The sequence below is a fragment of the Bacillus cereus group sp. Bce019 genome, assembly GCF_051781745.1.
GTDB lineage: Bacteria > Bacillota > Bacilli > Bacillales > Bacillaceae_G > Bacillus_A > Bacillus_A cereus.
Genome location: NZ_JBPWJX010000004.1, coordinates 138,918 through 152,236, shown reverse-complemented (window position 1 = coordinate 152,236; position 13,319 = coordinate 138,918). Strand labels below are relative to the sequence as shown.

Genomic DNA, 13,319 nt, shown 5'->3' with positions numbered 1-13,319 from the left:
AGCAATCTCCTTTTTGTTTTATCTTTAAACAATCTCGTTCTTTTTTAACCATTTTTCAAAAATAGTTCGTGCTTCTTCATCATTGATATCATTACTAAATGAATACACCTTAATACCATAATCATCTATATATTCACCCAGTTTCATTTCCTCCACTTTCTTATAAAAATCGTCTGCCTCATAGTGCGGAAGATAAGCATCCCAAACTGGTTCATTTATTCTTTTGTACGCCGTCACTTCTAAATCATATCCGTCTTCATAATATCCGATGTGATAATGTTTGTTCGGAACATATTTATCCATTAAAAGTCCCCTCCTACTAAACAAAAGCGAGCCTTATATTAAAGCTCGCTCCTCTCTCTATTTATTAAATACGTTCCATCGCCGTCTTCAACGTTCCAACAACAAAGGCAATTTCTTCACTTGAAATAATAAGCGGCGGTGCTAATGTTAAGACGTTATTATACCCTGCTGTTGTCATACCATTGCGTCCTATAATTAATCCCTTTTCTTTACAAGCATTTACAACACTTGCAATTTTGTCGTTATCAATTGGCTCTTTCGTCTCTTTATCATTTACTAATTCAATTCCAACTAATAGACCTTTTCCTCTAATATTCCCAACAAGCGGATGTTCCCCAATTTCATCTTTTAGTTGCTCTAATAAAAGGGAACCCATTTGCGCAGATCGCTCGATTAAATTTTCATTTTCCATAATCTCTAAGTTTTTAAGTGCTAATGCACAAGCTGCTGGATTTCCACCAAATGTATTAATATGGCGGAAGAATTCATATTCTCCTTTACCTTTAAAAGCCTCATATATTTCTTTTTTCACAGCTGTTGCAGATAATGGTAAATATGCGCTCGTAATGCCCTTTGCCATTGTAATAATATCTGGCTTCAAATCATAATTCATAAACCCAAATGCTTTTCCTGTACGCCCGAAACCGCAAATTACTTCATCACTAATAAGCAAGGCACCGTGTTTTTGACACGTCTCATGAACAGCTTTCATATAGTCTTGTGGTGGCATTAATATGCCCCCGCCTGTAATAATTGGTTCCATAATAAAAGCGGCAATTGTTTCACTTAATTCCCACGTCATAACACGATCGACTTCTTTCACACATTCTACATCATAAATATGCTGCCCTTCAATCCCAGGCATACGGTAACAATCCGGTGGTGTTACGTGTAAAAAACCTGAAGCAAACGGTTCATATTGATATCTACGCTGCGCTTGTCCCGTCGCTGCCATTGTCGCCATTGTATTCCCATGATACCCACGATAACGTGACATAAATTTATAACGATGTGGTTCACCTTTTTGAGCATAGTATTGCCTTGCTATTTTAAAAGCTGTTTCGTTCGCTTCTGAACCACTATTTGAGAAGAAAATAACATACTCTCCCCCAAGCCACTCATTTAACTTTTCAGCAAGCTTTATAGCTGGCTCATGGGATTGTGACATTGGAAAGTATGATAATGTTTGTAATTGCTTATAAGCCGCTTCTGCGAGCTCCTTTCTTCCATATCCACTATTGACACACCAAAGGCCACTCATACCATCTAAATATCTTTTTCCTTGTATATCTTCAACCCAGCACCCTTCAGCTTTTGCCCCTACCATTGTACTATTTGGACTAAAGGGACGCATACCGTGCCAAACATATTGCTCATCTTTTGCTAATAATTCATCAGTTTGCTTCGTTTTCATCATTACTTCCACCTTCCATAACAACTTATTTTTCACAAAAGCTGCGCTGGTGCCATGATGACTTAAATTTCTCCCTGCTATTTTCATTCCACAAAATTAAGACAAATCCTACTTACAAATCAGTAATATTTACAAGAAAATGACAAAAGAAAAAAGAGCTTTTCTTATCTATCGAAAAGCTCCTCTTTTATTTAATGTGAAGACACATCACTAATACCGTGACCAGTATTAGATTTTACGAGAATTTCATCAAATTTCGCTGCATCTTCTTTCTTACTAGATAAAACAGTTCCTAAATATGCTGCAAGAAATCCGAGCGGAATTGAAATAATTCCTGGTGTCGTATATGGAAATATCGCTTCCCCAACAAAAATAGCTTTTCCAGCTACAGGATTCCAAACATTCGGACTCAACGCTACGAGAACAATAGCTGATACGAGACCCACAATCATACCAGAAATAGCACCCGTTGTATTAAAACGCTTCCAATATATTGTAAATAAAATCACTGGTAGATTTGCACTCGCTGCAACTGCAAATGCTAATGATACTAAAAATGCTACGTTTAATGTTTGGGCAAATAATGCAAGTATGATAGATAGTATCGCTACTCCAATAGATGCATAACGAGCCATAGATACTTGCTCTTTTTCCGTTGATTTCCCTCTGCGAATGATTTCATTATAAAAATCATGAGCGAATGCTGATGCTGCTGTTAATACAAGACCTGCCACTACAGCCAAAATCGTTGCAAAAGCAATTGCTGATACGAAAGCAAATAAGAAGTCTCCACCTAACGCTTTGGCTAATAAAGGTGCCGCCATATTACCAGCTGGGTTCGCTTTAATAATCGCTTCATTTCCTACAAACGCTGCCGCACCAAATCCTAAGAAAATCGTCATAATATAAAATGCACCAATTAACCACGTCGCATATACGACAGATTGACGTGCAGTTTTTGCATCACGTACTGTAAAAAAGCGGACAAGTATATGTGGTAATCCAGCTGTACCAAGTACTAGTCCTAAATTTAAAGACAGTGTATCAAGACCATCCTTATACTTTACACCTGGATTTAAAAATGAATCTTTTAAAGGGGTAGCTGTTTTCATTTGAGCGAACATTTCAGTCACGCTGAAGTTGAATTTTGCGAAAACGATAACAGAAATAATAAACGTACCAGCCATAAGTAATACAGCCTTTACAATTTGTACCCAGCTCGTTGCTGTCATACCACCAAAAATAACATACACCGTCATAAGTGTTCCAACGATTAATACAGATGTCGTATATTCAATCCCTAATAATAACTTAATAAGTGCACCCGCGCCAACTAATTGTGCAATCATATAAAAGATAGAAATCGTCATCGTATTAAGAGCTGCAACTCCGCGAACTTTTTTCGCGTCAAAGCGTGCTGCAATCATATCCGCCAAAGTGTACTTTCCTAAATTTCTAAGTGGTTCTGCAACAAGATATAGTACAACTAAATAAGCAACTAAAAAACCGATACTATAAAAGAATCCATCAAACCCAGTTAATGCGATTGCTCCGGCTATACCGAGAAATGAAGCAGCAGACATGTAATCTCCAGCAATGGCCAGACCATTTTGCCAACCAGTTAATCCCCCTCCAGCCGTATAAAATTCACTCGCATTTTTCGTTTTTTTCGATGCAAAATAGGTTATGACGAGCGTACCAAGAACAATAATTAAAAATAGTGCAAACGCAGTAGTATTCAAGTTCAGCCCCTCCCTTTTTGCATATCTTGCAGAATTTTTCGGGAGATTTCATCAAATGATTCTGCTTTTTTGCTATAAATCATACATAGGGCCCATGTCATGATAAATTGGGAAAAAGCAAATACCCACGCCCATGTAACGTCTCCAAATGCAGGTGTATTAAGCACCTTTGAATACGATGTTAGAATAGGTAATGCGATAAAAAAACTAAAAAAGAAAATACTCATTGGAATGATAAACTTCTTTTTCGTATTTAATAACAATTGAAATTCTTCCGACTGAACGACCTCTGTATAATTCACCTCATTTTGCAACTTACGTGCTGACGTATCGTCTCGTTTCATTAACCGGTCCCCTCTCTTACTTGAAATACACTTCCCCCTTGTATACCTAAAGACTAAATTTTATAAATATTCAGAAACTTATTTTCATTTTAGACAATCCATACATTTCTGCAAAGATTTTTTGATAGACATTTTTCGGCATTTTCCCCTAAGTTTTTAATATAATTTTTCAAAATAAAGTGACACCTTACTTATTTTTTCCTCATTAAAACAAAAGCAGTGCTTAACGCACTACTTTTGTCTTTTTCTCCTTTTCTAAATTACGAGCCGTTTCGCTTAACTCAACGTCTTTTCCATCTTTAAGCGTTCCAAATATGAAATCGAATACTGGATTTGAAACACCAAACCAAAACTTTTCATTTTTATAATGGTGTAATATGTGCTGTTTTTTTAGCCATCTTCCAAACTTAGTGACGGGACGAATTGGCTTATGTGCAATATAATGTTTCCATTCATAAACGAGAAGCATACTAATCATTCCAATTCCGAATGAAAGTGTAATAGTAACACTTTTTGTTATAGCATATGATATAAGTAAATATATAGTAAAGCTCGGTATACTAAACCATACAGGCAAAAATAAAAGTTTTAAATCATCTGGATATACGTGATGGTCATAATGTAATCTTCTTAACATCTTTAATAAAAATATGTTTTTAGGTGGTTTTAAGTGAAATAAAAACCGGTGTGTCATATATTCGTTTAGCGTATAAAAAATAATCCCAAACAAACATGATAACAAACCGATCCATGTGAAAAATTGCATTTTTAAAATAATGATAAAAACAAATAAAATACTATACATAATAACGATATCATGTTGTAAAAAGAACTCTTTCCCCACTTTCTTCATCTTGTTTCCCCCTTTTCAAAAAAAACAGCCGCAACATATCGTTACGACTATTTCTTTTCTATTCTTATTCTATTCACTTTACAAATTTGCCTGCTGTTCTATTGTCGAGAAAAAATTGTTTGGTCCAAATATATTTTGCTTCGGAATAATATGTTCCACTGCAAACACTGTTACTTCTCCTCTTTGCACTTCTCCAATAATGAGCCCAAATATTTCATGATTTACTGCAAACGTCGGTTGCTTTGTTTGTAACAATCTTGCTGCATTATGAAATACCGTTTCATATAGTGGATTTCTATCAGTAATTTCTTTTCGGATTTTTGGCGCTAACGTAATTATAATTTCTTTTCCTTCAATAGTGGTTCGATACATAAAAATCTCCCCTTCAATCTTATGTGAACAACTGTAAAGCTTTGTATGCAAAATGTATAGAATAACATACTAAAATAATACCTGCTCCGGCTGTTATGTAGCTAAGCGCTTTTGGTTTTAATAAAGTTCTTCCAAAATGTACAGAAAAAGCAATATTTAAATTCCATAAAATAATACCAGCAATAATGCAAAGACTGTATAAAAAAGCTTCTTGTTTCGTTACCTTCGTAAGTAATGAGCTAAGTGTACTTCCGTATATACCAAACCAAAAAACAAGATTTAATGGATTGGATATCGCAATTAAAAATCCTGCCATAAACGATTGCTTAAGGCCACCTACCTCTTCTTTTTTATATTCCATATTCGAGTGGAAAATTCCTTGTTTTACACTTTGAAATCCTAAATAAAATAACAAGAAAAAACCCGTGCAATACATGAAGGCTTGTACATATGTATACATAAACACAGAAGATAAACCGAAATAAATGAGAAGCATAAATAAAACATCTGCAGTCATTCCGCCAATTCCAACAACCCAAGCGTGCCAAAACCCACGTTCAATTCCTCGTTTTAACATTTCAATATTAATTGGACCTACTGGCGCAGCCAATGATATACCTAATACGATTTGCTGTATAATTGCTCCAAACATCGCTCTATCCTTTCTACTCTCTTTACTACTAGTTAATGATGTAATTAAAAAAATAGACTAGCTTTCATAATAAAATACCCTTTTTTATCCAAAATATACAAAAGAGCCATCTAGGTGATGGCTCTTACTTTTCTATCTTATGAAGAAAAGGACATTTCCCTTTTATTAGCTCTACATCGTCTCCTATGAAATATTGTTTCCATTCGCGATGCTCTGGGTCACCATAATGACTAATGTTAGGATGTTTCGGCAATTGATCCCACTTTTCAACTCGCTCACGGACCATTTGTCTTGAATATGCTCCTTTAGGACGATCTCCCTCTAATCCATCAAAAATAGTGCGTGGCTGAAACCCAATAACGAGTGAATTCCCTAAATGTCTAGTTTTTCGTTTTTTATAAGCTGGCGCATTTCCAAATGCGAATATTGGCTCACCACCAAATGAAAATTCCCATAAATAATGGTCTGGATCTTCAGGAATTTGCTTTGGCCATGCTTGATTATCGTTTTCATGTAAATACTGTAACACTTTCCAAAAGGAATCACGGTAATATTCGAGTGATTGTTCTTCACATTCCGGTTCTACAAAAAGGAAAAAGCCTCTTCTTACAATCGGTCTCTCTTTCATTAACTCTAAAAAAGATAACATTGTATGCGGCAAATGACTCCAATCATTATGAGAAAGAAATGAATAACGAAGTTCATTCTTTTTCAAAGCTGTTAAACCGAAATAGCATGGAAAAGTTGGTTCTAACACGACACTTGAAAAAATCTCAAATTCTTTTGCAACCCAATCCGGTATGTCGGTTCTCGTTCTCATTCCTTCATTATCTAATAAGTAAGACTTATTCATTCTTTCACCTCATTATGTATAGCATTCAATTAAGAATATTACATACTCGGCCTGTCCTATACCTACTTAAAAATTTGACTGAAAAAATTATTTAAAAATACAAAAAAATAAAATCGCTTACTTGACTAAATTCTCCCAATTCGTGTATATTTAAATTAATCATTTAGCAGAATATTCAAGAATATAGCATTTTTAGTTTATATTATTTTTTTAAAATGAATTTCACTAAATGAAAATAGTAAACGCTTTTAGGAGGAATTGTAACATGCAAGGAAAAGTAAAATGGTTTAACAACGAAAAAGGTTTTGGATTTATCGAAATGGAAGGCGCTGACGATGTATTCGTACATTTCTCTGCTATTCAAGGAGACGGCTACAAAGCTTTAGAAGAAGGTCAAGAAGTATCTTTCGACATTACTGAAGGTAACCGCGGACCTCAAGCTGCTAACGTAGTAAAACTTTAATCCAACATATAACAGGAGGTTACCTTACTTGGTAACCTCCTTTGTTATTCCTTTGTATATTTCCGTTTTACAGAGCAAAAACTATGTGAAATGCGCACTATACAAAGGAGGAATTATTAATGGGATCAGAAGTAAATGATTTTGAAGAAGTGAAATTCCGTGTAGAAACAGCACAAAAAATGGTAGGATCAGCAACAATTTCAATGGATCCAGATACATTAGAGCATGCTACTACTGCTGTAGAAGCAGCTCGCTCTCAGCTTGAAATTATGAAATCTGTTGCAACTGATTTAGATGAACCATTTTTAATGAATGAGGAAAAGAAATTAAATAAATGTGAGCATCAACTAAACGAAGCAAGACACTAAAAAACATCCAGAGAATTTTCTCTGGATGTTTTTCATGACAACTGGTCCCCATACTTTTTCAATGTTTCTCCAACTGTACATTGCCTTATACAAAATGAATGGGCATAATATTTACTATTTGTCTTTCGATTATGTTCTCGCAAAAAACAGCCTTCACAATACGTTTCTAATAAGTCATTTACCTCTGTAATGAGTTGCTTTTTATCCACCTTTGCACCTCTCTATTCAGTTATTTCTTTATGACTATCAATAACTGTTCCTTCCAATGCTTGCGTAGCTAATTGATGTGCTTCTTTATTTTGTTTTCTAGATATCGGCTCACATATAAGTTTTAATTTCATTTGCTTCGCCTTTTGTTCAATTTGATCTAAATAATGATTTAAATGTTCATCATAACAAGGCCATTCTCCGGCTAATTGCTGCAGTACCACTTGTGAGTCTCCGCGAAGTGTAACTGCTTCATACTTAATCCCTAGTTCCTCGAGTATATTCATACCGTATAATAATGATGCATATTCCGCTTCATTATTATCATATATACCTTCTATATATGCATTGCGGCGAATGCGGTAGTTTGTATTTGCTTTTTTATAATACACACATATACCAATGCCAGCTTCTTTCGTTTGCACATCATACCCACCATCAAAATAAACGAGTATTTCTTGGGGCTCTTCCTCTACTTGCTTACTTAACTTTTTCATCTCTTTTAATGACCATTCTGCGTCCATTTCATCATAAAATGAAAATTCTTTTACTCTTCCTGTTTTCTCAAAATCCTCTGCAAATTGAAGTACTTCTTCTATGTTCATATACCCTGTCGTTAATTCCGTCTGCAATCCGCGCTTCGTTTTATACAACCAATGAATTTTATATTTCATACTACATTCCCCTTATGTAAGACTTCTTATTTATCCGGCTAATTGAAGCCTCACTTTATTTTATTATATTTTATCAAGAGTCACAGTATTATATTCAATATGATTACATACAAAAAGAGCTATCCCTATAGGAATAGCTCTTTCATCTATTACATAAATCTTTCAAATTGTACTCGCTTATTAATCCAGTACATTACAGGCATACCGATCGCCATGACAACAAATTCACCAATTGCACAAGTTAACCAAGACAACATAAATGGTAAACCCAATGCAAGATGAAGTTCAATTGCAATCATAAACATTGTAATCGTAAAGATAACTGTATTAAAAATCATACGAGCCCAAACACCTTTAATAAACCGCATAGAAATAATCGTTGCAACTAATGCAAGAATAGATTGACCTACTCCAAATACTAAATCATAAGCGATCATAGGTGAGAAAAAGAGATTCGTTAAAAATACACCTAATACAATTCCGTAAATTGCTTTCTTGTTAAATACAACGAGATGATTAAACATCTCTGAAATACGAAACTGTACATTCGTAAAGCCAAATGGCTGAATAAGCATAGAAACAGCAATATATAATGCCGCTAAAATACCATTACCGACTAATGTTCTAATATTCATGACAAAATCTCCTTAGTTTTTTTACGTGGGATGGTTTCGAACCACGTTATTCGTTTTTTAAGCAACAAGATTATATTTTACGTGGTAGCCCCTCTTTCGTCAATAGATTCCTATCGTGAACTACCTTTTTTCTTTTAGACAACGTATAATAAAGCATATGAAAGATTTAGGAGGTTTCACTTCATGACAGCAACAATTCAAAATAAAAAAGTGATCGTTTCCATTTCTGACAAAGGTGCAGAATTACAGAGCGTTCGCTTAAAAGAAGACAACATAGAATATTTATGGCAAGGTGATTCTACTTATTGGGGACGCCGTGCACCAATTTTGTTCCCAATTGTCGGTCGATTAGTAGATAATACATACTACGTAGACGGTAAACCATATTCATTAACACAACACGGTTTCGCTCGTGATCTTACTTTCTCCGTGAAAGAACAAAGCGAAACAAAGATCACTTATATCGTTACTAGTAATGAAGAAACATTAAAAAAATACCCATACGAATTCGAATTACTCGTTTCTTATGAGCTAGATGGACAAAGTGTTCATGTAACATATGAAGTAAACAATCCTACTTCTAAAGAAATGTTCTTCTCAATCGGAGCACATCCTGGATTCAACTTCCCTTTATTGGACGGTGAATCATTTACAGATTATTACTTATCGTTTAATGGTTCGGAACGCTTAGAAACAAGCGTATTAGAAGGACCTTACCTTTCAAACAAAAAGCAATTAATCGCTGAAAATACGACTGAATTGCCACTTACATATGATTTATTCAAAAATGATGCACTTATTTTTGAACATATGAATACGAATGAAATTTCAATTCGTTCTCATAAACATAATAAATTTGTAAAAGTGGAATTTGATGGATTCCCATTTGTTGGCGTATGGACACCAGGGGATAACGCACCTTTCTTATGTATTGAACCTTGGTATGGAATCGCTGATGAAGTAAATCCAGCAAAAGATTTCAAGGACAAAAAGGGAATTCAATCTTTACAAGCGAATGAAACATTTACATGTCGTTACAGCATCACAATCGGATAACTACTCTATCCCCTACTTCAAAAAAATATTTAAGTAGGGGATCATCTTATAATTTGGAGGTTTCTCATTTTGATTGAAGTATATATTGATGGTGCATCAAAAGGAAATCCTGGTCCTTCTGGTGCAGGAGTGTTTATTAAAGGCGTTCAGCCACCTATACAACTATCAGTACCACTTGGAACAATGTCCAATCATGAAGCAGAATACCGCGCTTTACTTCTAGCATTAAAATATTGCATCGAGCATAATTATAGCACTGTCTCTTTTCGTACAGATTCGCAGCTTGTTGAGCGGGCTGTTGAAAAGGAATACGCAAAAAATAAAATATTTGCACCTCTTTTAGATGAAGCACTGCAGTACATAAAAAACTTCGATCTCTTTTTTATTAAGTGGATTCCAAGTAGTCAAAATAAAGTAGCTGATGAATTAGCTAGAAAAGCTATCTTACAAAATTAACGGGGGTATGAGTGTGAAAAAAGAGTGGATTGCTCCTCTTGCTTTATTATTTGTCTCTTTTATTTGGGGAGCTACGTTTGTTGTCGTTCAAAACGCTATGTCTTTCGTTGGTCCATTTACGTTTAATGGTATTCGCTTTTTATTCGCTGGAATTATTTTATTATTCGTTCAAATTATTTTCTCACAGAAAACTTCAAAACAAGAATTAAAACATAGTAGTTTAGCTGGATTAATGGTTGGGTTCTTCTTATTTGTCGGCTATTTATTACAAACATTTGGCTTACTCTATACAACTTCTTCAAAAGCAGGTTTCTTAACTGGGCTAAGCATTGTTATGGTCCCAATCTTATCATTTATCTTTTTAAAACAAAAAGCCACCATTTTCATCATACTTGGTATTGCTGTAGCTACAACAGGTTTGTACTTATTAACAGCTGCTGATTCTTTCCAATTAAATATAGGAGATATACTTGTTCTTGGTTGTGCAGTCGCTTTCGCTGCCCATATTCTTATTAACGGCTTCTTTTCTAAAAAAATATCACCTTTATTATTAAGCACATCTCAAGTATTAGCTGTTGGTATATTTTCTTCTATTTGCGCTTTCTTGTTTGAAGATTGGAAAAAGTTATTTTCAGTATCACTATGGACGAATCAATCCTTTTTATTCGCACTCTTTCTAACTGCCCTGTTTGCAACATCTATTGCTTTTTTCATTCAAACATCGGCACAAAAACACACTTCTCCAACGAGAGTAGCAATTATTTTCGCAATGGAGCCCGTTTTTGCTGCATTAACAGGCGTTCTCGTTGCAAATGAACAACTTTCTATTTCTGCTATTATCGGATGTCTATGTATTTTTCTAGGCATGATTTTTGTTGAATTACCTTCCAAAACAAAAAAAGAAGCGCAGGCTGCGTGAAGTTACGCTTGTAACTTCCGCATAAAAGCCTTAGCGCTTTTTTTATCTGTAATTTCTTCCTCTTTCAATCGTTCTAATAACGCAACGAAATAACTACCATCAAACTGCAATTGATGTTTAATTGTCGCTTCTATTGCTGCGTTCACAATCCCATCAGACGCACCAGTATATCCTTGTCCAAACATAATAAACCCTTGTGCTTCCTCTGATAATTTAAATCCTTTCGTATGTAAGAATGAAAGATAATCTTCTACTGTTTGCATGTTATTCCCACCTACTCAAAAATTCTCCATCTCCTATCATACATGTTTTTACACGCTATGAGAATGAAATTTCTTTGACAACTTTGTAAATCAATCTTCTACTTCTCTTACAATGGAGGATTTTCTAACAATCTGAAGGAATATGTACAGTGGAACTTATTTCATATTAAAGGGGAGACACGATGAAACAAGCACTATTAATTATTGACGCTCAGCAAGAATTAATTGATGGAAATGAGCAAGAAAATGAAGTTTTTCGTAAAACCGAGCTATTATCTACACTAAATATAGCCCTGCAGAAAGCAATAGATTCAAATGCTCTTATTGTTTTCGTAAGAGATATCGATGTTGCTTCTGGTAGTGGCGAAGGATTTGAAGTACATAATCAAATTCAAGTACCCCAGTCTGCAATCTTTATTAATAAAGCAGCAACCAATTCATTCTACGGCACTTCTTTACTTGAACTTTTAAAAGAAGAAAACATTAATCATATTGTTATAGGCGGATGTAAAACAGAACATTGCATTGACACTGCAGTTAGAGCAGCAACTGTACAAGGATTTGACGTTACATTAATTAAAAACGGTCATTCAACAACTGATTCTAACGTATTGTCTGCAGAACAAATTATTGGTCATCACAATAAAACTTTACACGGTCATTATAACGTTGATCATTTTTCTATGGTGAGAGATATCGAGGAAGACCTCTTTCAGCCGACTCATGATCAATATCGTGATTAGCGAAAAAGAATCCTTCATTCAGAAGGATTCTTTTTCACCCAAAAATTTGTGCTGCAATGCTATATAACTCATTATTCCTTTTTAATAATTGACCGCTATTTTTCATCATAATTGGTGGTGTATTCACCTTTTTAAAACCAGCAATCTCTAATTCTTTCATGAAATCGTTCTTTCCTTCTGGTACATCCATTCTTAATCTCCCATTATGCCCTCTTGCTAAATTATGTACTATTCTCATTGCCATCGCATTATTTTTAGCAACGACTGGTCCTATTATTTTATTTTCTGGCGTTTGTATACTTATACCGTATCCTACTACATTTTCTTTCGTATCCTTTACAACGACACACTGCTCACTTTGCATAATTCTTTGTTTTAAAAAATCGTTTCGACTTGTCCCAAATGCATCTCTATCTATTTTTATTATTTTTTCTAAATCACACTCTTCATAATTCATCATATAACCTTCATTTTCTATACAATGATCCTTCGTATTGTACGAGTTACATATGTATTTAGAAACATAACTAACAGCCCTAAATCCTAATTTTTCATATAAGGGCTTCCCTTCATCCGTAGCAATAAGCATAAATGGAGTTTGAACTGATACGCTATTCATGCATGAATTTGTAATCCTCTTTCCAATTCCTCTTCCCTTATAATCTGGATGTACAATTACCATTCCGATAGATGCCAACGCCTCCCCATATAATATTATTGCTGCGCTAGCAATAAGTTCCTTTCTCTCATTCCATACGCCGTATACAATACCTGAGTTAAAAATTGTTTCAACTTCTTCTCTGTTATAATCCCAGCCAATATAAGATGATAATGCTACAATGTCGCCTATTTGTTCTTCCCTAAGACGCTCCACTCTAATTTCCAATTCAATCATACTCCATCCCCTTATCTAGACATTTAAATCATTATTACTAAATCAACTTGTACATGTTTCCCTTTATTTATCACACACATATGTTATTTTGACCAAGACTATATTGT

At 34.6% G+C, this 13,319-nt stretch carries 19 protein-coding genes and 1 riboswitch; of the genes, 6 read left to right on the top strand and 13 right to left on the bottom strand.

Annotated elements, in window-relative coordinates:
* Window positions 1-24: 24 nt before the first annotated feature.
* From ACS2QP_RS09045 to ACS2QP_RS09010, 8 genes are all read right to left on the bottom strand, one after another.
* Window positions 25-303: a DUF3986 family protein gene (locus ACS2QP_RS09045; protein WP_438882343.1), complete on the bottom strand. Its 279-nt coding sequence runs from the start codon at window positions 301-303 to the stop codon at window positions 25-27.
* 64 nt (window positions 304-367) lie between these two features.
* On the bottom strand, window positions 368-1,717 hold the full coding sequence (locus tag ACS2QP_RS09040; RefSeq protein ID WP_410988314.1) for an aspartate aminotransferase family protein: 1,350 nt from the start codon (window positions 1,715-1,717) through the stop codon (window positions 368-370).
* Between the two features lie 191 nt (window positions 1,718-1,908).
* Window positions 1,909-3,459, bottom strand: a complete 1,551-nt coding sequence (locus tag ACS2QP_RS09035; RefSeq protein WP_001098243.1) for a solute symporter family protein — start codon at window positions 3,457-3,459, stop codon at window positions 1,909-1,911.
* 2 nt (window positions 3,460-3,461) lie between these two features.
* On the bottom strand, window positions 3,462-3,803 hold the full coding sequence (locus ACS2QP_RS09030; protein WP_000817366.1) for a DUF485 domain-containing protein: 342 nt from the start codon (window positions 3,801-3,803) through the stop codon (window positions 3,462-3,464).
* 223 nt (window positions 3,804-4,026) lie between these two features.
* Entirely contained in the window at window positions 4,027-4,656 is a 630-nt protein-coding gene (locus ACS2QP_RS09025) for a sterol desaturase family protein (protein WP_017672987.1), read from the bottom strand.
* A gap of 78 nt (window positions 4,657-4,734) precedes the next feature.
* Window positions 4,735-5,028: a hypothetical protein gene (locus tag ACS2QP_RS09020; protein WP_000286383.1), complete on the bottom strand. Its 294-nt coding sequence runs from the start codon at window positions 5,026-5,028 to the stop codon at window positions 4,735-4,737.
* Between the two features lie 19 nt (window positions 5,029-5,047).
* Window positions 5,048-5,680, bottom strand: coding sequence for a LysE family transporter (locus ACS2QP_RS09015; protein WP_017672988.1), 633 nt, complete (start codon window positions 5,678-5,680; stop codon window positions 5,048-5,050).
* 124 nt (window positions 5,681-5,804) lie between these two features.
* Window positions 5,805-6,533: a YqcI/YcgG family protein gene (locus ACS2QP_RS09010; protein WP_001043771.1), complete on the bottom strand. Its 729-nt coding sequence runs from the start codon at window positions 6,531-6,533 to the stop codon at window positions 5,805-5,807.
* Window positions 6,534-6,798: 265 nt separating this feature from the next.
* Between ACS2QP_RS09010 and cspB the strand changes: the two genes are divergently transcribed.
* Together cspB and ACS2QP_RS09000 are read left to right on the top strand one after the other, a co-directional pair.
* Window positions 6,799-6,996, top strand: coding sequence for a cold shock-like protein CspB (gene cspB / locus ACS2QP_RS09005; RefSeq protein ID WP_001161731.1), 198 nt, complete (start codon window positions 6,799-6,801; stop codon window positions 6,994-6,996).
* A gap of 119 nt (window positions 6,997-7,115) precedes the next feature.
* A complete protein-coding gene (locus ACS2QP_RS09000) occupies window positions 7,116-7,364 on the top strand; it encodes a DUF2564 family protein (RefSeq protein ID WP_000534392.1) in 249 nt (82 codons plus the stop codon).
* Window positions 7,365-7,396: 32 nt separating this feature from the next.
* Here ACS2QP_RS09000 and ACS2QP_RS08995 read toward each other — a convergent pair whose 3' ends face one another.
* The 3 genes from ACS2QP_RS08995 to ACS2QP_RS08985 form a co-directional block, all read right to left on the bottom strand.
* Entirely contained in the window at window positions 7,397-7,573 is a 177-nt protein-coding gene (locus ACS2QP_RS08995; protein WP_002023738.1) for a zinc-finger domain-containing protein, read from the bottom strand.
* Between the two features lie 12 nt (window positions 7,574-7,585).
* Window positions 7,586-8,245: a ribonuclease H family protein gene (locus ACS2QP_RS08990; protein ID WP_000875558.1), complete on the bottom strand. Its 660-nt coding sequence runs from the start codon at window positions 8,243-8,245 to the stop codon at window positions 7,586-7,588.
* Between the two features lie 149 nt (window positions 8,246-8,394).
* Window positions 8,395-8,880, bottom strand: coding sequence for a QueT transporter family protein (locus ACS2QP_RS08985; protein ID WP_001026474.1), 486 nt, complete (start codon window positions 8,878-8,880; stop codon window positions 8,395-8,397).
* 6 nt (window positions 8,881-8,886) lie between these two features.
* Window positions 8,887-8,931, bottom strand: a riboswitch (PreQ1 riboswitch).
* A gap of 132 nt (window positions 8,932-9,063) precedes the next feature.
* On the opposite strand from ACS2QP_RS08985, the gene ACS2QP_RS08980 reads away from it, so the two are divergent.
* The 3 genes from ACS2QP_RS08980 (at window position 9,064) to ACS2QP_RS08970 (ending at window position 11,311) form a co-directional block, all read left to right on the top strand.
* Entirely contained in the window at window positions 9,064-9,936 is an 873-nt protein-coding gene (locus ACS2QP_RS08980; RefSeq protein ID WP_000127435.1) for an aldose 1-epimerase family protein, read from the top strand.
* A gap of 69 nt (window positions 9,937-10,005) precedes the next feature.
* Window positions 10,006-10,392: a reverse transcriptase-like protein gene (locus tag ACS2QP_RS08975; protein WP_017672989.1), complete on the top strand. Its 387-nt coding sequence runs from the start codon at window positions 10,006-10,008 to the stop codon at window positions 10,390-10,392.
* 13 nt (window positions 10,393-10,405) lie between these two features.
* Window positions 10,406-11,311: a DMT family transporter gene (locus tag ACS2QP_RS08970; protein WP_000712607.1), complete on the top strand. Its 906-nt coding sequence runs from the start codon at window positions 10,406-10,408 to the stop codon at window positions 11,309-11,311.
* Window positions 11,312-11,313: 2 nt separating this feature from the next.
* On the opposite strand, the gene ACS2QP_RS08965 is transcribed toward ACS2QP_RS08970, so the two are convergent.
* Complete coding sequence (locus ACS2QP_RS08965; protein WP_001195212.1) at window positions 11,314-11,574, bottom strand: DUF6123 family protein; 261 nt, start codon at window positions 11,572-11,574, stop codon at window positions 11,314-11,316.
* A gap of 182 nt (window positions 11,575-11,756) precedes the next feature.
* Here ACS2QP_RS08965 and ACS2QP_RS08960 point away from each other — a divergent pair, with 182 nt between their 5' ends.
* On the top strand, window positions 11,757-12,317 hold the full coding sequence (locus tag ACS2QP_RS08960) for a cysteine hydrolase family protein (protein WP_000806319.1): 561 nt from the start codon (window positions 11,757-11,759) through the stop codon (window positions 12,315-12,317).
* Between the two features lie 34 nt (window positions 12,318-12,351).
* Here ACS2QP_RS08960 and ACS2QP_RS08955 read toward each other — a convergent pair whose 3' ends face one another.
* On the bottom strand, window positions 12,352-13,212 hold the full coding sequence (locus ACS2QP_RS08955) for a GNAT family N-acetyltransferase (RefSeq protein WP_000571016.1): 861 nt from the start codon (window positions 13,210-13,212) through the stop codon (window positions 12,352-12,354).
* Window positions 13,213-13,319: the final 107 nt, after the last annotated feature.